The organism is Chitiniphilus purpureus, assembly GCF_025642115.1.
Taxonomy (GTDB): domain Bacteria; phylum Pseudomonadota; class Gammaproteobacteria; order Burkholderiales; family Chitinibacteraceae; genus Chitiniphilus; species Chitiniphilus purpureus.
The window spans coordinates 3,382,711-3,405,213 of record NZ_CP106753.1; the positions used below are offsets into that span (position 1 = coordinate 3,382,711).

General features: G+C 65.4%; 21 protein-coding genes and 1 pseudogene. 10 read left to right on the forward strand and 12 right to left on the reverse strand.

All coding sequences use genetic code 11. The features are described 5' to 3' along the window. Nucleotides 1–111 precede the first annotated feature (111 nt). The 4 genes and pseudogenes from N8I74_RS15595 to gpmA form a co-directional block, all read left to right on the forward strand. Nucleotides 112–1,443 (forward strand): sodium-dependent transporter, encoded by a 1,332-nt coding sequence (locus N8I74_RS15595; protein ID WP_263124032.1) that lies wholly within the window; start codon nucleotides 112–114, stop codon nucleotides 1,441–1,443. 129 nt (nucleotides 1,444–1,572) lie between these two features. Beyond that, the gene (gene tsaA, locus N8I74_RS15600) at nucleotides 1,573–2,262 is read left to right on the forward strand and encodes a tRNA (N6-threonylcarbamoyladenosine(37)-N6)-methyltransferase TrmO (RefSeq protein ID WP_263124033.1); all 690 of its coding nucleotides are present in this window, start codon (nucleotides 1,573–1,575) and stop codon (nucleotides 2,260–2,262) included. Beyond that, the gene (locus tag N8I74_RS15605) at nucleotides 2,259–3,164 is read left to right on the forward strand and encodes a patatin-like phospholipase family protein (protein WP_263124034.1); all 906 of its coding nucleotides are present in this window, start codon (nucleotides 2,259–2,261) and stop codon (nucleotides 3,162–3,164) included. Before tsaA ends, N8I74_RS15605 begins: the two co-directional genes overlap by 4 nt. A 26-nt stretch (nucleotides 3,165–3,190) precedes the next feature. Further along, nucleotides 3,191–3,874, forward strand: a pseudogene (gpmA, locus tag N8I74_RS15610) (2,3-diphosphoglycerate-dependent phosphoglycerate mutase); the annotation flags it as partial. A gap of 57 nt (nucleotides 3,875–3,931) precedes the next feature. On the opposite strand, the gene N8I74_RS15615 reads toward gpmA, so the two are convergent. The 7 genes from N8I74_RS15615 to N8I74_RS15645 form a co-directional block, all read right to left on the reverse strand. Then, nucleotides 3,932–4,675, reverse strand: a complete 744-nt coding sequence (locus N8I74_RS15615; RefSeq protein ID WP_263124035.1) for a pyridoxine 5'-phosphate synthase — start codon at nucleotides 4,673–4,675, stop codon at nucleotides 3,932–3,934. An 84-nt stretch (nucleotides 4,676–4,759) separates the two neighbouring features. Then, nucleotides 4,760–5,416 carry an adenylate kinase gene (adk, locus tag N8I74_RS15620; RefSeq protein WP_263124036.1) on the reverse strand — a complete coding sequence of 219 codons (657 nt, stop codon included), beginning with the start codon at nucleotides 5,414–5,416 and terminating at the stop codon, nucleotides 4,760–4,762. Between the two features lie 4 nt (nucleotides 5,417–5,420). Beyond that, nucleotides 5,421–6,200 (reverse strand): 3-deoxy-manno-octulosonate cytidylyltransferase, encoded by a 780-nt coding sequence (kdsB, locus tag N8I74_RS15625; protein ID WP_263124037.1) that lies wholly within the window; start codon nucleotides 6,198–6,200, stop codon nucleotides 5,421–5,423. A gap of 9 nt (nucleotides 6,201–6,209) precedes the next feature. Then, nucleotides 6,210–6,395, reverse strand: a complete 186-nt coding sequence (locus N8I74_RS15630) for a Trm112 family protein (protein ID WP_263124038.1) — start codon at nucleotides 6,393–6,395, stop codon at nucleotides 6,210–6,212. Next, nucleotides 6,376–7,398: a tetraacyldisaccharide 4'-kinase gene (lpxK, locus tag N8I74_RS15635; RefSeq protein ID WP_263124039.1), complete on the reverse strand. Its 1,023-nt coding sequence runs from the start codon at nucleotides 7,396–7,398 to the stop codon at nucleotides 6,376–6,378. The genes N8I74_RS15630 and lpxK overlap by 20 nt, the downstream gene beginning before the upstream one ends. Nucleotides 7,399–7,461: 63 nt before the next feature. Next, nucleotides 7,462–7,881 carry an ExbD/TolR family protein gene (locus tag N8I74_RS15640; RefSeq protein ID WP_263124040.1) on the reverse strand — a complete coding sequence of 140 codons (420 nt, stop codon included), beginning with the start codon at nucleotides 7,879–7,881 and terminating at the stop codon, nucleotides 7,462–7,464. A 10-nt stretch (nucleotides 7,882–7,891) separates the two neighbouring features. Then, a complete protein-coding gene (locus N8I74_RS15645; protein WP_263124041.1) occupies nucleotides 7,892–8,500 on the reverse strand; it encodes a MotA/TolQ/ExbB proton channel family protein in 609 nt (202 codons plus the stop codon). Between the two features lie 472 nt (nucleotides 8,501–8,972). Here N8I74_RS15645 and xseA point away from each other — a divergent pair, with 472 nt between their 5' ends. Beyond that, nucleotides 8,973–10,319 carry an exodeoxyribonuclease VII large subunit gene (xseA, locus tag N8I74_RS15650; RefSeq protein WP_263124042.1) on the forward strand — a complete coding sequence of 449 codons (1,347 nt, stop codon included), beginning with the start codon at nucleotides 8,973–8,975 and terminating at the stop codon, nucleotides 10,317–10,319. A gap of 165 nt (nucleotides 10,320–10,484) precedes the next feature. Further along, nucleotides 10,485–11,078 carry a hypothetical protein gene (locus tag N8I74_RS15655; protein WP_263124043.1) on the forward strand — a complete coding sequence of 198 codons (594 nt, stop codon included), beginning with the start codon at nucleotides 10,485–10,487 and terminating at the stop codon, nucleotides 11,076–11,078. Between the two features lie 52 nt (nucleotides 11,079–11,130). Here N8I74_RS15655 and N8I74_RS15660 read toward each other — a convergent pair whose 3' ends face one another. After that, entirely contained in the window at nucleotides 11,131–12,030 is a 900-nt protein-coding gene (locus tag N8I74_RS15660) for a 2OG-Fe(II) oxygenase (RefSeq protein ID WP_263124044.1), read from the reverse strand. A 294-nt stretch (nucleotides 12,031–12,324) separates the two neighbouring features. On the opposite strand from N8I74_RS15660, the gene purB reads away from it, so the two are divergent. Both purB and N8I74_RS15670 read left to right on the forward strand, forming a co-directional pair. Then, nucleotides 12,325–13,695: an adenylosuccinate lyase gene (gene purB / locus N8I74_RS15665; protein ID WP_263124045.1), complete on the forward strand. Its 1,371-nt coding sequence runs from the start codon at nucleotides 12,325–12,327 to the stop codon at nucleotides 13,693–13,695. A 30-nt stretch (nucleotides 13,696–13,725) separates the two neighbouring features. Further along, nucleotides 13,726–15,222 (forward strand): YdgA family protein, encoded by a 1,497-nt coding sequence (locus N8I74_RS15670; RefSeq protein ID WP_263124046.1) that lies wholly within the window; start codon nucleotides 13,726–13,728, stop codon nucleotides 15,220–15,222. Nucleotides 15,223–15,235: 13 nt separating this feature from the next. On the opposite strand, the gene N8I74_RS15675 is transcribed toward N8I74_RS15670, so the two are convergent. After that, complete coding sequence (locus N8I74_RS15675; protein ID WP_263124047.1) at nucleotides 15,236–15,934, reverse strand: PEP-CTERM sorting domain-containing protein; 699 nt, start codon at nucleotides 15,932–15,934, stop codon at nucleotides 15,236–15,238. 310 nt (nucleotides 15,935–16,244) lie between these two features. Here N8I74_RS15675 and N8I74_RS15680 point away from each other — a divergent pair, with 310 nt between their 5' ends. Then, nucleotides 16,245–16,502: a hypothetical protein gene (locus N8I74_RS15680; protein WP_263124048.1), complete on the forward strand. Its 258-nt coding sequence runs from the start codon at nucleotides 16,245–16,247 to the stop codon at nucleotides 16,500–16,502. Between the two features lie 22 nt (nucleotides 16,503–16,524). On the opposite strand, the gene N8I74_RS15685 is transcribed toward N8I74_RS15680, so the two are convergent. Next, nucleotides 16,525–17,424: a ChbG/HpnK family deacetylase gene (locus N8I74_RS15685; protein WP_263124049.1), complete on the reverse strand. Its 900-nt coding sequence runs from the start codon at nucleotides 17,422–17,424 to the stop codon at nucleotides 16,525–16,527. Nucleotides 17,425–17,488: 64 nt separating this feature from the next. Continuing rightward, the gene (locus N8I74_RS15690; RefSeq protein WP_263124050.1) at nucleotides 17,489–20,047 is read right to left on the reverse strand and encodes a hybrid sensor histidine kinase/response regulator; all 2,559 of its coding nucleotides are present in this window, start codon (nucleotides 20,045–20,047) and stop codon (nucleotides 17,489–17,491) included. Between the two features lie 403 nt (nucleotides 20,048–20,450). Here N8I74_RS15690 and rlmD point away from each other — a divergent pair, with 403 nt between their 5' ends. Further along, nucleotides 20,451–21,755, forward strand: coding sequence for a 23S rRNA (uracil(1939)-C(5))-methyltransferase RlmD (gene rlmD / locus N8I74_RS15695; protein WP_263126759.1), 1,305 nt, complete (start codon nucleotides 20,451–20,453; stop codon nucleotides 21,753–21,755). Nucleotides 21,756–21,845: 90 nt separating this feature from the next. Here rlmD and N8I74_RS15700 read toward each other — a convergent pair whose 3' ends face one another. Then, a complete protein-coding gene (locus N8I74_RS15700; RefSeq protein ID WP_263124051.1) occupies nucleotides 21,846–22,289 on the reverse strand; it encodes a hypothetical protein in 444 nt (147 codons plus the stop codon). Nucleotides 22,290–22,503: the final 214 nt, after the last annotated feature.

The window sequence follows — 22,503 nt, forward strand, 5'->3', positions numbered from 1 at the left end:
CAAGCCGGTGCGGCCGCATGAGGGCCGCCGCGAGCAGGGATTTCGCCAATGGCGGCAGACACGGGCAGGCGGAGAATCCCGGCTCACGCAAGAACAACATTCCCACCTGCCATGCCCTCCTCCTCCGCCCGCTCCAACTGGGGCTCAAAGCTCGGTTTCATCCTCGCCGCCGCCGGCTCCGCCGTCGGCCTGGGCGCGATCTGGAAATTCCCGTACGTCGCCGGCAAGAACGGCGGCGGGGCGTTCCTGATCGCCTATCTCGTCTGTGTCTTCACCCTGGGCATCGCGCTGCTGCTGGCCGAAATGGTGATCGGCCGCGCCGCCGGCAAGTCGGCGACCACGGCGTACCGCGACCTGAAGGGCGGCTGGTGGCCGTGGGCCGGGCGGCTGTCGGTGCTGTGTGTGTTCATCATCCTGAGCTACTACTGTGTAGTCGGCGGCTGGACCGTGGCGTACGTCTGGCGCTCGCTCAGCGGCGCGGCGCTCACCACCGATACGGCCGCGCTCACGGCCGCGTTCGGGCAGTTCATCGCCAGCCCGGCACAGGCGCTCTCGTACACCGCGGTGTTCCTGGGAATCACCGCGGCAGTGGTGCTGGGCGGGGTGCAGCAGGGGATAGAACGGATGAGCAAGGTGCTGATGCCGGCGCTGTTCTTCCTGATGCTGCTGCTGATCGTGCGCGCACTGACGCTGCCGGGCGCGATCGAAGGCGTGCGCTACTTCATCAGCCCCGATTTTTCCAAGGTGAACGGCGCGATGCTGGTCGACGCGCTGGGGCTGGCGTTCTTCTCGCTGTCGCTCGGCGGCGGCATGATCATCGCCTACGGCTCCTATGTCGCACGCGACACCAGGCTGGTCGGCGCCACGCTGTGGGTCTCTGCGCTCGCGACGCTGGCCTGCGTGTTGGCGGGGCTGATGGTGCTGCCGGCGGTGTTCGCCTTCCAGGTCGACCCCGCGGCGGGGCCCGGGCTGACCTTCATCACCATGCCGGCGATCTTTGCACAGATGCCGGCAGGCCAGGGCTTTGCGGTGGCGTTCTTCATGCTGCTGCTGTTTGCGGCGCTGACTTCGTCGGTGTCGATCCTGGAGCCCATCGTGGCCTTCCTGATCGACGAGTTCCGGATGGCGCGCCGCACGGCCACCTTACTCACATCGGCGGCGAGCTTCGTGCTGGGCATCCCGGCCGCGCTGTCGTTCGGTCCCCTGGCCGACCCGGTGCTGTTCGGCAGGAATCCGTTCGACCTGATGGACTATCTGGCGTCCAACATCCTGATGCCGGCCGGCGGCCTGCTGGCGGCGTTGTTCGTGGGCTGGGCGATCTGGCCACGCGTGAGCCAGGAGCTGCAGGCGGAAGGCGCACATGCGCTGCTGCGTCCGTTCCGGCTGGTGTGCGCAGTGATCGCGCCCATCCTGGTCGGCGTGATCTGGTATCACAACCTGTAGCGGGCAGGGAGAAGGGCAGCAGCATAAACCCCGGGGCGGTCGTATCAAGCAGGTGGCGCGCGAAGCGCGCCTTCCCTCTTCCCATCCTGCCTATTCCCTTGCCCGCCTGTGCGCGGCACAATCGCCGGCGTGTCCTATTCCCTTGACGCCATCGGCTATCTGGCCACCCCGTTTGCCGACAAGTTCGGCGTACCGCGCCAGCCGCAGTTGGCGCCGCATGCTTACGGCGTGCTGCGGCTGCTGCCGCCCTATGACCGTCCGGAGGCGGTCCGCGGGCTGGATGCGTTCTCGCATGTCTGGCTGTCGTTCATCTTCCATGAGAGCGATACGCAATGGCGCCCCACGGTACGTCCACCCCGACTGGGCGGCAATGCGCGGGTCGGGGTATTCGCCAGCCGCAGCCCGTTCCGCCCGAACCGCCTCGGCCTGTCGCTGGTCCGGCTGGTGCGCGTGGATACCCGTCAAGGCGTGACCCTGACGCTGGCCGGCGTCGACCTGGTGGACGGCACCCCCATCGTCGACGTGAAGCCTTACCTGCCGTTCGTGGAAAGCATTTCCGAGGCACAGGGGGGCTTTGCCGACACCGCGCCGCCCACGTTGGCAGTGCACCTGAGCGACACCGCCCTTGAACAGCTGCGGGCCGCCGAGCCCGGGCATCCACACCTGGGCGAGCTGCTCCGCGAGGTGCTGGCCCAGGACCCGCGCCCCGCCTATGCCGATGATCCGGAACGGGTCTACGCGATCCGGCTCTATCATTTCGATATCAAGTGGCGCTGCGACGGCCGCTGCGCGCAAGTACTCTCGTTGGATACCATATGATTTTCCTGTTCCGCCGCCTTTCCCCGCTGTGCGCCGCGCTGCTGCTGGCCGCCTGCGCCAACACCGGTACACCGCCACCCGTGACCCCGCAGCCACCCAAACCCCTGCCGCCGGTGAGGATCGGGCTCGCGCTGGGCGGCGGCGCGGCCAAGGGCTTTGCGCATATCGGTGTGATCAAGATGCTGGAAGCAAGCGGCATCAAGCCGGATTTCGTTGCCGGCACCAGCGCCGGCAGCGTGGTCGGCGCGCTCTACACCAGCGGCATGAACGCCTTTGCGCTGCAGGAGGAATCGTTCGGCCTGGACGAGGCGAAGATCCGCGACGTGAGCCTGCTCTCCGGCGGGCTGGTACGCGGCCAGAAGCTGCAGGACTACGTGAACCAGCTCGTCAGGAAACGTCCGCTGGAAAAGCTGGGGGTTCCGTTTGCAGCGGTGGCCACCGAACTGGAAACCGGCAGGCGCGTGGTGTTCACCCGCGGCAACACCGGCATGGCGGTACGGGCTTCCAGCAGTATCCCCGGGGTGTTCGAGCCCGTACTGATCAATGGCAAGCGCTATGTGGACGGGGGCGTGGTCAGCCCGGTGCCGGTCGACGCGGCGCGCCAGTTGGGCGCCGACCTCGTGATCGCGGTCGACATCTCGTCCAAGGCCAATGGCGTGGCGCCCAGCAACATGATCGGCATCGTCAATCAGGCCATCATGATCATGGGACAGAAGCTGGGCGAGCAGGAGCTTTCCCGTGCCGATGTGATCATCCGGCCACGCGTGGGCCGTATCGGTCCGTCGGACTTCGAGCAGCGCAACGTCGCCATCCTGGAAGGCGAAAAGGCAGCGCTGGCCGTGCTGCCGCTGATCCGGCAGAAGATCGCCGAAAAGCAACAGGCACTGGCCCAGGCACGCTGAGCCCGCTTTTTTCGGGAGAACCTGCGATGTATCGACTCGTGCTGATCCGCCACGGCCAATCGACCTGGAACCTGGAAAACCGCTTCACGGGCTGGGCCGACGTCGACCTCACCGAACAGGGCGTCGCTCAGGCCAGGCGTGCCGGACAGTTGCTGCGCGACGCGGGCTATCGGTTCGACGTGGCGTACACCTCGGTACTGAAGCGGGCGATCCGCACACTGTGGCTGGTGCAGGACGAGATGGACCAGTTGTGGATTCCGGTGATCAAGTCCTGGCGCCTGAACGAGCGCCACTACGGCGCCCTGGCCGGGCTGGACAAGGCCGAGACCGCCGCCCGGCACGGTGCCGAGCAGGTGTTGCTATGGCGGCGCAGCTACGCGATCCGCCCGCCGGCGATGACGCCGGACGACCCGCGCGCCGCCTATGCCGACCCGCGCTACGCGCAGGTGCCGCGCGAGGCGATCCCGCTGACCGAATGCCTCGCGGATACGGTGGCACGGGTGCTGCCGTTCTGGCACAGCGACATCGCGCCGGCGATCAGCAAAGGGCAGCAGGTGGTCATCGCCGCGCACAACAACTCGCTGCGCGCGCTGATCAAGTATCTGGACGGCGTATCGGACGACGAGATCGTCGGCATCGAGATCCCCAACGGCCTGCCGCTGGTGTACGAACTGGACCGGCACCTCAAGCCGATCCGCCACGACTACCTGGGCGGGTACCCGTTTCGACCAGGTCGCGAACGCGCCGGTCCAAGGACTGGGGTCGACCTACTCCGCGTCCACCGCCTGCATCAACGCGATATAGCGCCGGATGGTTGCGGCGAAGCCCTGCTCCAGCGCCTCCACCGTCAGCGCGTGTCCGATCGAGACTTCGGCGATGCCAGGGATACGCAGGAAATTGGCAAGGTTGTCCAGGTTGAGATCATGCCCGGCATTGAGCCCGAGCCCAAGCTCGCGCGCGGAGCGGGCCGCCAGTGCGAAGCGCTGCCACTCGGCCAGCCAGTCGCCCGCGGCATAGGCATGGGCGTAGCTTTCGGTATACAGCTCGACCCGGTTGGTACCTGTGGCCGGCGCGGCGGCAATCTGTGCCGGGTCCGGATCGACAAATAGGCTTACGCGGATGCCGGCCTCCTGCAACAGCGCCACCACCTCACGCAGTCGCCCGCCATGGCGCAGGATGTCCCAGCCATGGTCGGAGGTGAGCTGGCCCGGCTCGTCCGGGACCAACGTGCATTGGGTAGGCCGGGCCGCCAGCACCACCTCCAGGAAGCGCGCATCCGGATAACCCTCGATATTGAGTTCCTTGCCCGGATGCGCCGCCACCACCGCCTTGAGCGCGGCGACATCGGCATACCGCGCGTGGCGCTGATCCGGCCGCGGGTGGATGGTGACACCATGCGCCCCGCTCGACAGAGCAAGCTCGGCAAAATGCACGACACTGGGGTAGTCGCGACCACGGGCGTTGCGGATCAACGCGACCTTGTTGAGATTGACCGAAAGTTGGGTGGGCATGGCAGGCTTTCTAGGAACAGGCGGGGCGGCGGCGCGGCGCCGCCATGGCGGCGGGCGGGTGGCAACCCGCCCGTGCTGCGCGGCTCAGCCGGCCAGGGCGGCGAACACGTCGTCACGGACCTTTTCGACCGCCTGGGTACCGTCGACCTTGATGTAGCGCGGCGCGCCGGCGTTGCCGGCAGCGGCCATCCTGCCGTAGAAGCCCACCAGCACCTCGGTCTGGTCGTGGTAGACCTGCAGGCGCTTGCGTACCGTGTCCTCGTGGTCATCGGCGCGCTGGACCAGCGCTTCGCCGGTTACGTCGTCGGTATCGGCCACCTTGGGAGGATTGAACCTCACGTGGTAGGTACGCCCCGAAGCGGTATGCACGCGGCGCCCGGCCATGCGCTCGACGATCAGCTCGTCGGGCACGTCGATCTCGACCACGTAGTCGATGTCGACACCGGCGGCGATCATGGCCTCGGCCTGCGGGATGGTGCGTGGGAAACCGTCGAACAGGAAACCGTTGGCCGCATCCGGCTGGGCGATACGTTCTTTGACCAGGCCGATGATGATGTCGTCGCGGACCAGGCCGCCCGCATCCATGATGGCCTTGGCCTCAAGGCCCAGCGGCGTGCCGGCCGCGACTGCTGCGCGCAGCATGTCGCCAGTGGAAATTTGCGGAATGCCGAACTTCTCCTTGATGAAGGTGGCCTGCGTTCCCTTACCCGCGCCCGGCGCGCCCAGCAGTATCAATCGCATCGTGTTATCTCTGGTTCTGGTTGTTGGAAATGGTTTCGAACAGCCGCCGCACCCGGTCCAGATCCTCCGGCGTATCGACGCCGGATGCCGGTGCGTGCGCTGCAACATGGACACCGATGGCATAACCATGCCATAGCACGCGCAGCTGTTCCAGCGCTTCCACCGCCTCCAGCGGCGCAGCCTCCAGCGTGCGGTAGGTGCGCAGAAAGCCGGCGCGATACGCGTACAGCCCGATATGCCGCAGTGCCCCACCACGCGGCAGACTGCCTGGCGTGGCGGCAAAGCCGTCGCGGTCCCACGGGATCGGCGCGCGGCTGAAATACTGCGCGTGCCCCGCCGCATCACACACGACTTTAACCACGTTGGGATTGTGAAAATCGGCGGCGGCGTCGATCGGATGGGCAGCGGTGGCCATCGGCAACTGCGCCTGTGCCGCCAGCCGGGCCGCCACCGCGTCGATCAACGCGGGGTCGATCAGCGGCTCGTCGCCTTGCACGTTGACGATGATGGCCTCGTCAGGCAGGTCCAGCAGGTCGGCGGCTTCAGCCAGCCGATCGGTACCGGAAGGATGGCCCGCGTCGGTCAGCACGCATTCATGGCCGGCCAGACGCACCGTGTCGTGGATACGAAGATCGTCGGTGGCAACGCACACCCGCTGTGCACCCGAGCGCAATGCCTGCTCGACGACGCGCAGCACCATCGGCTTGCCGGCGATGTCCAGCAGCGGCTTGTCCGGCAGCCGGGTGGACTTGAGCCGGGCCGGGATCAGGACCGTGAAGCCCATGCCCGGCCCCTAGGCGCCCACGTCCTCGGTCGGCGCGAGTTCCCGCGCCTCGGCCTCGAGCATCACCGGAATGCCGTCGCGGATCGGATAGGCCAGCCGGTCGCCCTTGCACACCAGCTCCTGCTTCGTCTTGTCGAGCAGCAACGGCCCTTTGCACAACGGGCAGACCAGAATTTCAAGCAGTTTTGCGTCCATGGCCAATCTCTTCGAGCTGTTGCGCCACCCAGGCTGCGAGGTCAGGCGACAGCGCTGCGGCGACGGGAAGGACCCAGATTCTAGCACCGGCCCTGCCCAGTCCGGGCAACGCCGCCAATTTGACGGCATCCTTGGCGGTGACCAGCACGGTGCCTTCGGGCAGGTCGGCCAGGGTGAACACATGATGGTCGGCCAGCGCATGCGGCGTGAACGTCAATCCCAGGGTCGTGAGCGTGGCGAAAAAACGGCCGGGATTGCCGATGCCGCACAGGGCGGTCAGCGGCTCGCCGTGGAATTGCTCGGCCGTGCGCGTCTGCGCGGCGTCGTCCAGGCGGTGAAACACACCGGGCACCAGCCGCATGGTGTAGCGGGGCACGGCAGCCGGCAACGGCAGCGTGGTCCCGCCGTTGACGACCAGGGCGTCCATGCCATGCAGGCGCGAGACCGGTTCGCGCAGCGGCCCGGCCGGCAGCAACGCGCCGTTGCCAAGGCCGCGCGCACCGTCGATCACACATAGCGCGACGTCGGGCGACAGCGCGAGATGCTGCAGGCCGTCGTCGCAGACGAGCACGTCCACCTGCGGATGTGCCGCCAGCAACGCCTGGGCGGCGGCAACGCGGCGGCGGCAGATATAGACCGGCACCCCGGTCTCGCGCGCCAGCAGCAGCGGTTCGTCGCCTGCCCAGCCCGGCAGGCTGTCCGGCATGACCGCGCGCGGGGTGTGCGCATCGGTACCGTAACCGCGCGAGACGATGCCGGGTCGGCGCCCCTGCGCCTGGAGCGCCTGGACCAGGTAGATGGTGAGCGGTGTCTTGCCGGTGCCGCCCACCGTGAGATTGCCGATCACCACCACGGGCACCGGCAGGTGCTGGCGGCGCGGCCAGCCAAGCCGGTAGCAGGCGCGCCGCAGCCCGGCAAGGGCACCGAACAGCCACGACAGCGGCCGCAGCACCCAGGCCAGCGGGTGATGAGGGGTGTACCAGATGCGCTCGATCAGGGTCATGGGCCGGCCGTATCGCAAAAAGAACGCGGGGCTTGCGCCCCGCTCTGCCGCCTGCGCAGCCGGCTACTTCCTGATCGGGTGCTGGGTCGCGAAGGTCAGGCGGCCGTAGCCGGCGAGCCGCGCCGACTCCATCACGTTGACCACTGCCTGATGCGGCGCCTGGGCGTCGGCGTTGATCACGACCATCGGCTCCTTCTGCCCGCCGGCGGCCCGGCGCAACTGGGCTGCGAAATCCTGGGTATCGACGAAATTGACCAGCTGCGCATTCACGCTGTACTGGCCGCTCGCCGAGATGGCCACCTGCAGGGTCTGCGGCTGCTCGCTTGCCGCCTCGGCATCGGCCGTGGGCAGGTTGATCTTCAGCTCGGCGAAGCGCGAATAGGTGGTGGTCGCCATCAGGAAGATCAGGATCACCAGCAGCACGTCGATCAAGGGGACGAAGTTGATCTCCGGCTCTTCGCGGCCACGGCGGCGGAATTTCATGGCGGGCTCCTTACTGGCGTTCGCCGTGTACGACTTCGACCAGCTTGATCGCCTGCTGCTCCATCTCGACCAGGAAGCCGTCGACCTTGGCGCGGAAGTAGCGGTAGAACATCAGGCAAGGCACCGCCACGATGATGCCGAAGGCGGTGTTGTAGAGCGCGATCGAAATGCCGTGTGCCAATGCAGCCGGATCGCCGCCGCCCGCGGGTGACTGCGCGCCGAAGATCTCGATCATGCCGATGACGGTGCCGAACAGGCCCAGCAGCGGCGTCACCGATGCCAGGGTGCCGAGTGTGGGGATATACCGCTCCAGATCGTGCGCCACCACGCCACCGGTCTCCTCGATCGATTCCTTCATGATCTCGCGGCTGCTCTTGACGTTCTTCAATCCTGCCGCCAGCACCCGGCCCAGCGGCGACGAGGCGGCGAGCTTGGAGAGCATATCCGGGGTCACGCCGTGGGCACGGTATTCCTTGACCGCATGCGCAAGGAGACCCTCGGGCAGGATCAGGGCGCGGCGCAGGCTGAGCAACCGTTCGAAAATGATGGTCACCGCCGATACGGATGCGACGATGATCAGCCAGATCGGCCAGCCAGCCGCTTCGATGATCGAAAGCATTACTCGGTCTTCCTTGGGTGCGTTCAGGTCAAAAACCGCGTAACTTTAGCCCGATTGGCCGGCGCCGGGAAGGCCCGTTCTTTGGGCGGAAATCGCCTTCCAGCGCCACCGGCCCGGCGACCTTCGTCCCGACCTGCGGCAATGCCATCCGCAACAATTTGTAGTGTGCACTGCAACATAAACTACGCGAAGGGCCTGTCCGATCCTCGGCGAACCCAGCGTCGGTGCCGCTTTGCACGCTTACCCACATCCACTGTGGATAACTTTGTGGAGAAGCCGGCTGCGATTGCGGCAAAAGCGCGGAAATACAGCCTTTGCAATGAATTGCCACGAATTTGTGCAGTAAAGACATGTCTTTAAAATCAAATGCTTGGCAACACTACATCAACTACACCCTGCGATTTCGGCGTCAGCGCCCGCCAGTGCTGGCCTGTGTGGATTAATCGGGTTTGTCTTACGAATGTTCACGACTTTGTCAAGCGCCTCAAACACCCCTGTCAGTGTCACCGAGCTGAATCGGCAGGTACGCGCGCTGCTCGAAGGCAGCTTTCCGATCCTTTGGGTCAGCGGTGAGATCTCCAACTTCAAGCGCTACGGCTCAGGCCATTGCTATTTCAGCCTGAAGGACGCCACCGCCCAGGTGCGTTGCGTGATGTTCCGCCAGCGGGCGACGCTGCTGGATTTCGAGCCGCGCGAAGGCATGCAGGTGCAGGCCCGGGTGGTCGTGACCTTGTACGAGGCACGCGGCGATTTCCAACTGACGGTGGAGGCACTTCGCCCCGCCGGCATCGGTGGGTTGTTCGAAGCCTTCGAAGCGTTGAAGAAGAAACTGGACGCCGCCGGCCTGTTCGACCCCGCACGCAAGCGATCGCTGCCCGCCTTCCCACGGGCCGTCGGCATCGTCACCTCCCCCAAGGCGGCCGCCTTGCGCGACGTGCTGAGCACGCTCAAACGCCGTATGCCCGGCCTGCCGGTGGTGCTGTATCCCTGCGCCGTGCAAGGCCTGGCCGCGGCCGGTGAGATCGCCGCGGCCATCCGCGCTGCCACAGCGCGCGCCGAGGTCGATGTGCTCATCGTCTGCCGTGGCGGCGGCAGCCTGGAGGATCTGTGGTCGTTCAACGAGGAGGAGGTCGCGCTGGCGATCGCCGCCAGCCCGATACCGGTGGTCAGCGGGGTGGGCCATGAAACCGACTTCACCATTGCCGATTTCGTCGCCGATGTGCGGGCACCGACGCCCACCGCCGCCGCCGAGCTGGTCAGCCCGCATCGCGGCGAGTGGCAGAACCGGCTGCGCCTGATCGGTGCCCGGCTGCAGCGCGACCTGCTGCGCACTGTGCAGACCCGGATGCAGCAGCTGGACGGATTGAGCCGGCGGCTGCGCCATCCAGGCGAACGCCTTGCCGTACAGCGCGAGCGACTGGACATGCTGCAGCGACGTCTGCGGCAATTGCCGGTGCGGCAGCTCAGCATGCTTGGCGACGATCTGGGCCGGGCGCGCCAGGCGCTGGCCTATGTCAAGCCGGACCTGCCGGCGCGGCATGCGGCCCTCGGGGCGCTGCAAGCCCGTCTGCATCAGGCGCTGCGCCGGCACGCCGAACGCCAGCAGGCCCGGGTGGCGCAACTGTCCGGGCGCCTGACGGCGCTCAACCCCGAAGCGGTGCTCGCACGCGGCTATGCACTCATCGAGCGCCCCGACGGCGCCATGGTCACCCGCGCGGCCGCACTGCATGGCGGCGATGGCCTGCGGCTGCGCTTTGCCGACGGCACGGTGGCCGCCGAAGTGACCGCAGCCGACGGCACCCAGCAAAAACTGTTCTGAAAGCCTTCCACGGCAACATTCGCCGTCCGGCGGCGCGATGCCACCGTTGCGCGCCGGGGCGATGAAGCGGCTGGAGCACGTGCCAGGCGGCCGGAACGATGCCATGCCATCCGGTTATGATCGGAAAAAAGCAATACAAAAACGATACTTAACGAGGGATGGAGCATGGAAACGATCAAGCTCGGGGTGCTCTACGTGCACCTTCTCACTGTGTGCTTCGCGCTGGCCGCGGTACTGACGGCGGACAGGCGACTGTGGCACTGGCGCCACCGCCCACTGGACGAACAGCGGCGCCGCTACCTGGAACGCACCACCCGCCAGGTGGTGCAGTTGCTGGTGCTGCTCTGGGGCACCGGCCTGATGCTGGTGCTGCTCGGCTACAGCAAGCAGGGCGCGCACTACCTTGCCAATCCCAAGCTGTGGGCCAAGTTCAGCGTGGTCCTGGTGCTGTCCGCCAACGGCTGGCTGCTGCACCGGCTGGCCTTTCCGGTGCTGTCGCTGCGGCTGCCGCTGATCGGGCTGCCGCTGCCGGAGCGCATGACGGTGGGCGCGCTGGGCGCGGTCTCGATGATCAGCTGGCTGTTTGCCGGGCTCCTTGGCATTGCCCGGGAATGGAATTATCGCGAGCCTTTCGCGCGGATCATGGGCCTGTATCTGCTGCTGCTGATCCTGGCGATCGGCGGTGCGCTGGCGATGCTGGCGCTGGCGGAAGCCGGCCTGCTGTCGCGCCCGGAACGGCCCAACCGGCTGCTGCGCTGAGCCTGGACAGGCCCTGTGCCCGGCGCCATGTGGCACCGGGCATGGGGGGATGTCAGCCGAAGATGCGCTGCCGCATCCATTTGGTGGCGATCCATTTCTCGCCCTTGATCACCGGCGCGCCACCATGCAGCGTCAGCGGGTCGACCTGCCCCTGGCTGTTGCAGTACTCGAAATAGACTGCGGAGCCCTTCTTCGGCGATACCGACAGGCCCATCTCCGGGAAGATGGTTTCCCCGCCCTCGTCCACATCGTTCAGATACATCACCAGCGTCGAGACGCGCTGGCCCCCGCTCTTCAGGTGCACATGGCTGCCTGGATCCTGCTCGGGGAAATAGTCGTAGTGCGGCTTGTACTCGCCGCCGACCCGGTAATTGAGAATCTGCAGCCCCTCACCGTTCTCCACCGGCCAATGCATCAGCTGCGACACCCGCTCGTCCAGCCGGGCGATGAATTCGTTTTCGCGCAGGCTGAAGAAGGTGCCGAGACTGGTACGGTCATCGATCACCTCCTCGCGCCCGGTCTGCGGATCGACGATGGTGGAGCGCTTGAGCTTGTTCGCCGACAGCCGGATCAGCTCATCGCATTCCTCCTGCGACAGCAACCCGTCCAGCACCGCGACCACCGGCTTTTCCATCCGCACCACCACGCGCACGTCGCGATCGCCGGTACGGATCACGCTGCCGGCCTGCGGAAAACGCGGCGTCTCATAGACATACCCGGATTGGATCGCCCGCTGCTGGGCCGACTGCGCCCCCGGGATCGCCGGGCCGGGCAATCCGCCGGCGCCGCTGTTACCGCTCGAAACGAAGTGGAACACGATGGCGCTGGCGAACATCGGATCGAAGTTCTTTTCCACCATCACCTCAACCACCGACTGCGGCGTGCAGCCGCGGCCCAGGTTCTCCAGGATCCAGCTTTGCCACTCAGGCGAAAGGTGAGTGATCTTGCTCATTTCTATCTCCATCCATCCGGTTTGGTTTTATGTCCAGGCGCTTGCCGGCACGCTCGCTCGACACGTACGGCAACCTGGGCTGATACGCATTCTTCAACACATTGGTCGCAAATGTCACGCCGATTTGATTGTGCAGTGCACACATTGCCTCGGCTGTAAAGGTGCTGTGCGATATTGCCATGCAGCATCGACACCGCCCGCCGGGCAGCGGCAAGGTACTGGCCAAGCTCCCCGCGGCGGCGGCGGGGGCTGTGTTAGAATTTCGGGTTTGATTCAACCGCTTGAAGCAACACGATGGAACTATCCGCACTGACCGCGCTGTCGCCGCTCGATGGCCGCTACGAAAAGCAGTTGACCGAGCTGCGCCCCCATTTCAGCGAATATGCGCTGATCAAACACCGCGTGGCGGTCGAAGTCGCCTGGCTGAAGGCGCTGGCGGCCGAAGGGGCCATCGCCGAGATCAAACCCTTCTCCGCGGCGACCATTGCCGAGCTGGACCTGGTGGTATCGCAGTTCTCGCCCGAGCACGCGCTCGAAGTGAAGACGATCGAGCGCACCACCAACCATGATGTGAAGGCGGTCGAGTACTGGCTCAAGGAGCGGCTGTCGGGCAACACCGAGGTGAGCGCCGCGTCCGAGTTCATCCACTTCGCCTGCACTTCCGAGGACATCAACAACCTGTCGCATGGCCTGATGCTCAAGGGCGCGCGCGATGTCGTGCTGCTGCCCCGGGTGCGCGAGATCATCGGCAAGCTCAAGGAGATGGCGCACGAGCTGGCCGACGCGCCGATGATGAGCCGCACGCACGGCCAGCCCGCGACGCCGACCACGATGGGCAAGGAGATCGCCAACGTGGCCTACCGGTTGGAACGACAGCTGCAGCGGCTGGAGAAGGTGGAGATCCTCGGCAAGATCAATGGCGCGGTAGGCAACTACAACGCCCACCTCTCCGCCTATCCCGACTTTGGCTGGGAGAGCTTCTGCCGCCGCTTCGTCGAAAGCCTGGGGCTGACGTTCAACCCCTATACGATCCAGATCGAGCCGCACGACTACATGAGCGAGCTTTACGATACGGTGGCGCGCATCAATACCATCCTGATCGACCTGGACCGCGATGTGTGGGGCTATATCTCGCTCGGCTTTTTCAAGCAGCGGGTCAACAAGAACGAAGTCGGCTCCTCGACCATGCCGCACAAGGTCAATCCGATCGACTTCGAGAATTCCGAAGGCAACCTGGGCCTTTCCAACGCCATCCTGACCCATCTGTCGCAAAAGCTGCCGATCAGCCGCTGGCAGCGCGACCTGACGGACTCGACGGTGCTGCGCAACATGGGCGTGGGCCTGGGCTACGCCCAGCTCGGCTACGCGGCACTGCTCAAGGGACTCAACAAGCTGGTGGCGGACCGCGAAGCCATGCTGGGCGACCTGGACCGCAACTGGGAAGTGCTGGCCGAGCCGATCCAGACCGTGATGCGCCGCTACGGCGTGCCCAACCCCTATGAGCAGCTGAAGGAACTGACCCGCGGCCAGCGCGGCATCACCCGCGAAACGCTGGCCGTGTTCATCGATGCCCTGGCGATCCCGGAGGCCGAGAAGACCCGGCTCAAGCAGATGACGCCGGCCAGCTACCTGGGCCAGGCCGAGGCGCTGGCCCGCCGCATCTGATCCGGACGAACCCATCCTGAGGAGTCGAGCTTGAAACGCAAGGCGCTGATTCTCACCATTGCCGGTACGCTGGCCGGTCTTGCCGCCGCCTACGGCGGTGGGGCCTGGTGGGCCGGCAAGGCAGCCGAACGCACGCTGGCCAAGCAACACAAGTGGCTGGCAAGCCTGCCCTATTTCGTGGTCACCCAGCGTGAGTACCAGCGCGGCTGGTTCTCATCCACCGAAAGTGCCACGATCAAGCTCAACCCACAGCTGTATCGCTTCATGCTCGAACGCGAGGGCGAAGCCCTGCCGCAATTCGAGGTGCGCTACACCCAGCACGTGCAGCACGGCCCGCTGCCATTGCTGTTGTCGGGCAACCCCACGCCGTACAAGGCGGTGGTCACCACCGATTTCGTGTTCTCTGCCGAGACGCGCCAGTTTCTGGAGAAGATGTTCGGTCAGCAGCGCCCGATCAGCATCCAGAACCGGATCGGCTTTGGCGACGACGGCAGGATAGCGCTCGGCGTGCCCGCCTTCCGATACGAGGAGACCCTGGCCGGGGTCAGCGTCACCTGGCAGGGGCTCAAGGCCGAGCTGCAGTACGACGGTGACTTCAACAAGGTGAAGCTCGATGCCAGCGCCGCCGGCCTTGCGGTCACGGTACGCGACCGGGGGCGCTTCGCCTTCGACGGGCTGCAGCTGGCCCTGGACCAGGCGCGTGGCAAGACCGGGCTGATGCTGGGAACCTCGTCCGCGCAGATCAAGGGCATGACGTTGGAGCTGAGCGGGGCGCAGGCACTGCGCGCCGAATTGCAGGACCTTGCCTACCGCAGCGAACTGAGCGAGAACGGGGATTTCGTCGACGGCAGCGCCGATCTGAAGCTGGCGAGGCTGTTGCTGGACGGCCAGCAGTACGGACCGGCCGAACTCGCAACCGAAGCCAAGCACCTGCATGGCCCGACACTGGCCAAACTCGGCCGCGAACTGACCCGGCTGCAACAACAGGCGCCGGACCGTGAGCAACTGGCCGCCGAGGTGTTGAAGCTGGCGCGCGACCAGGGCATGCCGCTGTTGGCCCATGATCCGCAGTTGGCGATCAAATCGCTGTATATGCGGGTCCCCGACGGCGACATCCGCTTTGCCGGCCGGGTCGGACTCAAGGGCTTCGTGCCTGCCGATCTGGACCAGCCGGCCAGCTTTGTCAGCAAACTCAACGCCGACGCGGAGTTCACCATGCCACGGCAGGTGCTTGAAGCGGTGGCAAGCTGGCAGGCGCGGGCGTTGTTCGGCGGTACAGACAGCCAGATCGCCCAGGCGGACCTCGACTTTCTGGTCAGCCAGTTCGTCGAGGGTCAGCTGCAACGCATGGCCAGTCAGAATCTGATCCGGATCGACGGCGATACGCTGTCGGCCCGTGCTTCGCTCGCCGGCGGCCGCTTCGTACTCAACGGCCGTGCGGTGCCCATGCCATGGGATGAACCCACAGCGCCCGGACCCGACGACGATCCGGACGCCGTGGCAGCGAGCGCGCCGCCTCAGCCCTGATGCAAAGCCGCCTTCACCGCGCGGCGGCGACCTTGGCACGCCGGCGGTGCCGCCAGCCGAGCGCGCCGCCACCCAGCAACAGCAGCAGCCCGCTCGCCGGCTCCGGCACCGGCGACAGGACTGCCTTCAGCGCGATCTCCTGGAGTTCGAACTGCACCCGTCCGGGCGCCAGCTCGCCGGCGAATGCCCCGGCGAACGACTCGTAGGCACGCGCCACCGCCGTCACATTGCCATTGAGCAGCGGCGAGTCGGCCCCTTCGAAGTGCACCACGTGGTTGAACGAGCGCATGCCGCCAGCAGCCCCGAGTTGTACCGTTGGCTGGCCGATCTGCTTGAAATCGATGCGGCCCGCACTCTCGATCTGATAGTGGCCGCTGAAGACGGCCTCATAGCCGGTGATGCGGTAGCCTGATTTGGGGCGGAACGCAAAATAGGCGTCGTAGTAGCCGACCATGCCCCGGCCGGGATCGTCCGGCTGCCATACCGTGTGATCGAGCCGGAAGGCATTGAAATCCAGCGCGATGCCGTTTTCGAGCGTCCGGTACTTGGGCTGGAAATACTGCTCTTTGTTCTGGTAATCGAAGGTCAGGAAGGTGAAACGGTCGGCATCGTAATCGATCTTTACCTGCCGGCCTTCGACAGTGGTCAACTGGGCAGACGCGACCGAGCCATAAAGCAGGCCGCCCAGGGCAAGCCAATACCGCATAGACATAGGGTGAACTCCTGTAAACGTTTCTCCGCACACAGGCACGCCCCTCGCTCACGTCGCCCCCGGCCAGGTCCTCAACGTTGGATTGCTCCGAAAATCCGGTGGCGCACCCCTCGTCGCCCGGGAGAGAAGCGCCGAGAAATACCAATGCTATCAATGTGTTGATGTCAAAATGGCTATCACCGCCTGATGGTGGCAGTCACACAGCATGCCCGATCCGGGTCCGCTCTGCCCAATATCCGCGATACGCGGCCTGCCCCCATATCGACAATCTAGGCTATCGTGCTGGCTTCATCCGCGTCCTGTCGTAACCATGCGCCTTATCGCCACCTGTTTTTTTCTGCTGACCCTCGCCGCATGCAGCCGGCTGAGTCCCGAGCGCTATGCGCAGATCGAAACCGGCATGACGCGTGCCGAGGTGATTGGGCTTCTGGGCGAGCCGGACCAGACCGACGGCGCCAGCCTGTTGGGCATTTCCGGGGAAAGCGCGATCTGGCAAAGCGGCGGCACCACAGTCACCATCCGCTTCGTCAACGACAAGGTGATCGGCAAGGACATGGAGAAGCGCTGAACCCGGCCGCCTTCGCCCCGGATCAACGCGTCAACAACGCCTGCAGCGCACGCATGCCGACCAGCTTGAACCCCCGTTCGGCGATCGCCGCCCCCAGTGCATGGCTGCCGAGCACTTGCCGATCCGCCACCCGGGTCGCCCAGTCCGGCGCCAACGCCCGCAGTTCCGGCGTATCGTCCGCCGGATGTCCGACCAGGCAATGCACCCCCGGGCCGCGCTGATCCAGCCAGCGGCAGGCCCAGGTCAGACGCTCCGCCGGTGACAGTGCCAGGTTGAACGGCAAGACCTCCCAGCTATCCAGCAGCAACGCATCCCCGGCCTGCATCGCGGCACGCGCCTGTGCCACGATCCCTTGCGCCCATTGCTCCGGGATCACCGCAAGGCGCGCCGTCTCGGCCACGTCGTCGAGCAGCAGTGGCGGCAAGCGATGCTGCCGGCACAGATCGAGATACAGCGTGACCAGCTCCGGATGGAACAGCGTCAACATATGGCTGTCCAGGTGGGTCAGATCGATGCCGAAGCGCTGGGCATGTGCCACCTGCGCCGCCAGCTCGCGCGCGGCCGCCGCGATATTCAGCGCCGCATGTGTGCCCCTGGCCTTGTCGTGGAAATACCCGTGGCCATCGACCAGGCCGGTCTCGGGGGCATTGCCGGTCAGCGGCCCCCAGCGATAACGGGTGAACTCACAGTTGAGCGTGAGATGCAGCCCGAGGTCAGCCCGCTCGCCATACTCGGCCGCCACTTCCGCCGCATGGGCAAACCAGCCACAGGGTGCCATCGCCGAAGCGGAGGTGAGCAGGCCGGCATCCAGCAGACCGCGCCAGGCACTGACCGTGGCCTGGCACATGCCGATGTCGTCGGCATGCAGGATCAGCACGCGGGCATCGGGGGCAAAACCCAACCGTTGTTGCAAAGGGATCATCCGGGTTCTCCTGCCTTCATGGACGGGAATGCAAAAATGGAGGCCATGCCGTGGCATGGTCGGGTCATCTGCCAGTATCGAGCAGGCGCTCGATCGTACTGCGCAAGCGCGTCAGATCGAGTGGTTTGGCCAGATAGGCGTCCATGCCTGCCTCACGGCACAACGCCTCTCCTTCGGCCTGGGCATTGGCCGTCAACGCCACGATAGGCCAATCGCGGCTGGCCGGCGCGGCCCTCAGTCGCCGTGTGGCTTCCAGGCCATCCATGACCGGCATCTGCCAATCCATCAGCACCAGGTCGAAGTGCTGGGATTCGGCACAGCGCAATGCCTCCAGGCCGTTCTCCACCGTGACCACCTTGTAGCCGAACTGCTGCAGATAGCGCTCCACCACCCGCTGGTTGACCGCACTGTCCTCGGCCAGCAGGATGCGCCGTCCGGTGGACAGCGCCGTACGGTGCGCTGCCGGGCGCTCGCCGGCCTCGCCGACGAATACCGCTTGCAACGCGCGGACCAGGCCGATCTTGCCCAGCAGGGGCTTGATCACATAGTGCGTATGCGCGGCGCCAGGACAGGGTGGATGCCATACCAACGCGATACACGGCCGGGCGTCGTCGCCCTGGGCGTCGCCATCGCACAGCAGCAGTTCGGCCTGATCGGGCGGCACCCAGCGTACGCCAGCCCGCGACAGGTACTCCTCGATCTCGGCGCGCCACGGAGATCCGTTCAACCAGGCAAGGCGTCGGTCCCGCAGATAGGTCAGCATCTGCGGCAACGGCTCCCAATGCGCCACCCAGTCGGTTCCCGGGTCCGCGGGTGCCGCGGGCAGCTGGAACCAGAAGCGCGATCCCTGCCCCGGCTCGGATTTGACACCGATGGTGCCCCCCATCAGCTCAACCAGCAGCTTGCAGATGGCAAGACCGAGTCCTGTGCCGCCGTAGCGGCGGGTCGAGCCCGATTCTGCCTGGTAGAAGCGCTCGAACAGCAGGTCCCGCTTGTCCTGCGGCACACCGATCCCGGTATCGGCGATCTCGATGCGCGGCGCCCCGGCCACGCAATCGAGCGTCACCGTGACCCCCCCGTGCTGGGTGAATTTGATGGCATTGCCGATCAGATTGACAAGGATCTGCTTCAGCCGCATCGCATCGCCCAGATAGCCCGCAGGCAGATGGGGGGCGATGTGGATGGTCAGTGCCAGTTCCTTCTGCGCGACCCTTGCCGCCAGCATGGCGCACGCCTGTGCAGTGACGGCACGCAGATCCAGCGGTTGCTGCTGCAAGGCGAGCTTGCCCGCCTCGATCTTGGAAAAGTCGAGCAGATCGTTGATCAGGGCCAGCAGCGTCTCACCCGATTGCTCGATGGTGTTCACATAGTCACGCTGCTCGGGGGCAAGCTGGGTACCGTGCAGCAATTGCAGAAAGCCGAGGATGCCATTGAGCGGCGTACGGATCTCGTGGCTGATGGTGGCAAGAAATTCGCTCTTGGTGAAGTTGGCCGCTTCGGCCGCATCGCGGGCCCGGGCAAGCTCGGCCGCCTGGATGGATAGGCGCTCGTTGAGCTGCCGCGTCTCGTGCTCGGCACGCTTGACGCGGATCAGTTGCGCAAGGATGGAACCGAACAGCTTGATGACTTCGCGTTGATAGGGCTGCAACGGGCGACGACGCAGGTAGTTGTCCACGGCCACCCAGCCGACGAACTCCTCGCCGATCCACAGGCCGGCCAACGCGTTCCAACCCCGTCCGACCACAACCTTGTTGTAATACAGTGCCGCATCCTCGTTGACCACCACGGTGTCGCGCCGGCTCAGCGCCTCCTGGAACATCGGGTGCACCGGCAGTGTGCTTTTGAACCAGTGTTCGTCGGTCAGACAGCCGTCGTTGTCGGTACCGTAGGTACCGGACATCAGGTTCTGCGGCACGTGTGCCTCGAACACCGCCATGCGGTCGAACCCCAGCTCAGTGATCCCCAGCTCGACCGCCATCCGATACAGGGTGTCCAGATCCGGGGCCTCGGTCAGCTGCAGGGTCACGCCGTGCAGCTTTTGCAGCAACACGCGGTATTCCTCGGCGCGCACCAGGCTTGCCTGCAGCTGTGCCGTCATGTCGTCCGGCGCCATCCGCCCTTCCCGCCGCGCCTGCACCCGTTCGGCCAGCAAGCGCGCCAACGCCTCGCATTCCAGCCGGAACGCGGCGGTGTCGAGCATCAGGCTCACCCGCACCACGTCAGTCAGTTCGCAATACAGCAGGCCCACGAGACCGGTGTCCACGCATAGCGGCAGGATCAGCCGGTATAGCGTGGCGTTCTCCGGTTCCGCCTCGTCCCAGATATCCTGCGCAGTCAGGTCGGTGGCATGCAGCGAGACCGCCGGTTCGCGCAACTGCCAGTCCAGCTCGTCGCCGGCCACGCCGTAGAAATGCGCGGGTGCCTGGGGGTCTTCGAACGACAGGGGCCGCTGCCCACGCATTGCCTGCGCACGGATGACGGCGCGCCCCTCATGCGGCAGCACCAGCAGCACGCGCCTGGCGTTGAATGCGGACAGGGCACGGCTCACCATGTCGAGGACGAAGACCTCCCAATCCGGCGCATGCGCCAGGCGGTCGAGCTGGAAATGCGAAGCGGTTTGCATAGCGTCTGCTTCTAATGGAGAACGATGGAACAGTGGCCGCGGCCTTCGCCCGACCCCTTGGCCGCCCGGCAGCGGCGGAGCCGGCTGCAAGCGAGCGCTGAAGACAACGGCGTCATGGCGCCGGAGCCGGCCTCGTTCTTGTAAATTGCAGACACGGCGACGGGTCTGCGCAGCCGCTGATTTCGGTGTCGTTCACGCCAACTCCTTCCCTTCGATGGTGCCGGCAGCGTGGTGCACTGCTCGATTGGATGCTGACATTCGATGATGGTGAGATCTGCATCATAAACGCGACCGCCCCATGACATGCCATTGCCAGGACCGCTGTTGCACAACCGCGCCAGCGCAGCGCCGTCAACAGGAGCCAGCCGGTATAATCGCAGGTTTTTCCTGGCCCCTGACCACCATGAGCCCTGTTGCCCTGATCGAATCGCTGGACCACGAAGGTCATGGGGTGGCCCATGTCGAAGGCAAGACCGTATTCATCGACGGCGCGCTGCCGTTCGAGACGGTCACCTTCAACACCTACCGCAAAAAGCCCAGCTTTGAGAATGCCCAGGTGCTGCGGATCCTGAAGGAAAGCCACCTGCGCACCACGCCACGCTGCCCGCATTTCGGCATTTGCGGCGGCTGTTCGATGCAGCACATGGAGTTTACCGGGCAGGTGGCCGCCAAGCAGCGCGTACTCGAAGACAATCTGGCCCGGCTCGGCAATGTCAAACCGCAAATGCTCCTGCCTGCGATCTATGGCGCGCCCTGGGGCTATCGTCAGCGAGCCCGGTTATCGGTGCGGCACGTGGCCAAGAAAGGCGGCATGCTGGTGGGGTTTCACGAAAAACGCTCCAGCTTCATCGCCGACATGACCGAGTGCCACGTGCTGGTACCGCACGTGGCGCAGCAGCTGCCGGCGTTGCGCCAACTGGTCGCCAAGCTGTCGATCTTCGATCGGATGCCGCAGATCGAGGTGGCGGTAGGCGAGTGGGTCACCGTGCTGGTGTTCCGCAACATGGAGCCGATCACGCCCGAGGACGAGGCCCATTTTAAAGCCTACGCCGACCAATGGGGCGTGCAGATCTGGCTGCAGCCCAAAGGCCCGGACAGCGCGTATCCGCTCTATCCGCTTGACGCACCGCCGTTGAGCTACACCTTGCCGGAATTTGCCATCGAAATGCCGTTCAGGCCCACCGAGTTCACCCAGGTGAACCATGCGGTGAACCGGGTGATGGTCGAACGCGCGATCAACCTGCTCGACCCGCAGCCCGGTGAAGCCATTGCGGACATGTTCTGCGGTCTGGGCAACTTCACGCTGCCGATTGCCCGCCGTGGCGCACGGGTATTGGGCATGGAAGGCAGCCGGCAACTGGTGGAGCGGGCCTTCGAGGGCGCGCGCCATAACGGCCTTGCACATCTGACCGACTTTGCGGTCGCCAATCTGTTTGAAATGACCGAGGCGTGGCTAGCCCAGCTGGGACGTTTCGACAAGATGCTGATCGACCCGCCGCGCGACGGCGCGATGGAATTGGTGAAATCGATCAGCGCGAGCGACGCGCCGTCGCGCATCATCTATGTATCGTGCAACCCCGCTACGTTGGCGCGTGACGCCAACGTGCTGGTGAATGTGAAAGGCTATGTGCTCAAGGGCGCGGGCGTGATCAACATGTTCCCGCATACGGCGCACGTCGAATCGATCGCGTGGTTTGAAAAGCCGTGACCACGCTTTGCATCTAGACAGACGCGGCCCAATGGGCGGCCGCCTGGCAGCCGCCCTGTAAAGCAAAACGGCCGCGCTGCGGCCGCCTGTTCATTGCTTCTCGACGGGCTTTTCGACAGCCTTTTCGGCCGGTTTCTCGCTCGGCTTGAGCATCGCCTCCAGTTCCGCAGGGCTGCGCTGTCCCTTGCACAACGCCACGTGCAGCCGCTCAATTGCGCTGCCCTCCTCGGCCTTGCGCGTTCCCTCGGTCGGTGGCGGCAACTCCTCAAGGACGTGCCCTCCTTCGGTGGCAAGCACCAGGATACGCACGTCACGGGTCCGTTGCTGCTTGCAGTCGAGCAGGCGCACTAGCGCGTTGCGACGCTCCGGCCCCTCGGCATGGGGCATCACCAGCATATAGCGGATTTCACCCCCTTCGACCTGGATGCTCCCGGCATCCAGGGCCGCGAACTTGTCGATCTGCACGTAGGGATCAGCCATCGCCGCACCACAAGCCCAGCCCATGAGCAAGGCACCCACCTTCTTCAACATCATTCGATCGCGATATCGCATTGCCGCTGCCTAGTATCTCTTTTGCTGTTGCCGGCCATGGCCCGATCAGAAACTTGCCGGATTCGGGGTCTATATAGAACCGCCGGAGCGTATACCAAAATGTGAGCTGCCAATTATCCATATATCGGTGATCAAAGGCAGCAGGCAGAAAGCCACATTCAGCCCCCTCACCTCCCCTTTTCGCCCCCCTCATCGG

Excerpts from the sequence above, each read along its gene's own strand:
- N8I74_RS15655 (WP_263124043.1), top strand. The coding sequence starts at position 10,485 with ATGGAAACGATCAAGCTCGGGGTGCTCTACGTGCACCTTCTCACTGTG.
- N8I74_RS15675 (WP_263124047.1), bottom strand. The coding sequence starts at position 15,934 with ATGTCTATGCGGTATTGGCTTGCCCTGGGCGGCCTGCTTTATGGCTCG.
- N8I74_RS15605 (WP_263124034.1), top strand. The coding sequence starts at position 2,259 with ATGATTTTCCTGTTCCGCCGCCTTTCCCCGCTGTGCGCCGCGCTGCTG.
- N8I74_RS15685 (WP_263124049.1), bottom strand. The coding sequence starts at position 17,424 with ATGATCCCTTTGCAACAACGGTTGGGTTTTGCCCCCGATGCCCGCGTG.
- N8I74_RS15630 (WP_263124038.1), bottom strand. The coding sequence starts at position 6,395 with ATGGACGCAAAACTGCTTGAAATTCTGGTCTGCCCGTTGTGCAAAGGG.
- N8I74_RS15595 (WP_263124032.1), top strand. The coding sequence starts at position 112 with ATGCCCTCCTCCTCCGCCCGCTCCAACTGGGGCTCAAAGCTCGGTTTC.
- kdsB (WP_263124037.1), bottom strand. The coding sequence starts at position 6,200 with ATGGGCTTCACGGTCCTGATCCCGGCCCGGCTCAAGTCCACCCGGCTG.
- lpxK (WP_263124039.1), bottom strand. The coding sequence starts at position 7,398 with ATGACCCTGATCGAGCGCATCTGGTACACCCCTCATCACCCGCTGGCC.
- N8I74_RS15680 (WP_263124048.1), top strand. The coding sequence starts at position 16,245 with ATGCGCCTTATCGCCACCTGTTTTTTTCTGCTGACCCTCGCCGCATGC.
- N8I74_RS15615 (WP_263124035.1), bottom strand. The coding sequence starts at position 4,675 with ATGCCCACCCAACTTTCGGTCAATCTCAACAAGGTCGCGTTGATCCGC.
- purB (WP_263124045.1), top strand. The coding sequence starts at position 12,325 with ATGGAACTATCCGCACTGACCGCGCTGTCGCCGCTCGATGGCCGCTAC.
- rlmD (WP_263126759.1), top strand. The coding sequence starts at position 20,451 with ATGAGCCCTGTTGCCCTGATCGAATCGCTGGACCACGAAGGTCATGGG.
- N8I74_RS15645 (WP_263124041.1), bottom strand. The coding sequence starts at position 8,500 with ATGCTTTCGATCATCGAAGCGGCTGGCTGGCCGATCTGGCTGATCATC.
- N8I74_RS15660 (WP_263124044.1), bottom strand. The coding sequence starts at position 12,030 with ATGAGCAAGATCACTCACCTTTCGCCTGAGTGGCAAAGCTGGATCCTG.
- N8I74_RS15640 (WP_263124040.1), bottom strand. The coding sequence starts at position 7,881 with ATGAAATTCCGCCGCCGTGGCCGCGAAGAGCCGGAGATCAACTTCGTC.
- N8I74_RS15700 (WP_263124051.1), bottom strand. The coding sequence starts at position 22,289 with ATGATGTTGAAGAAGGTGGGTGCCTTGCTCATGGGCTGGGCTTGTGGT.
- adk (WP_263124036.1), bottom strand. The coding sequence starts at position 5,416 with ATGCGATTGATACTGCTGGGCGCGCCGGGCGCGGGTAAGGGAACGCAG.
- N8I74_RS15690 (WP_263124050.1), bottom strand. The coding sequence starts at position 20,047 with ATGCAAACCGCTTCGCATTTCCAGCTCGACCGCCTGGCGCATGCGCCG.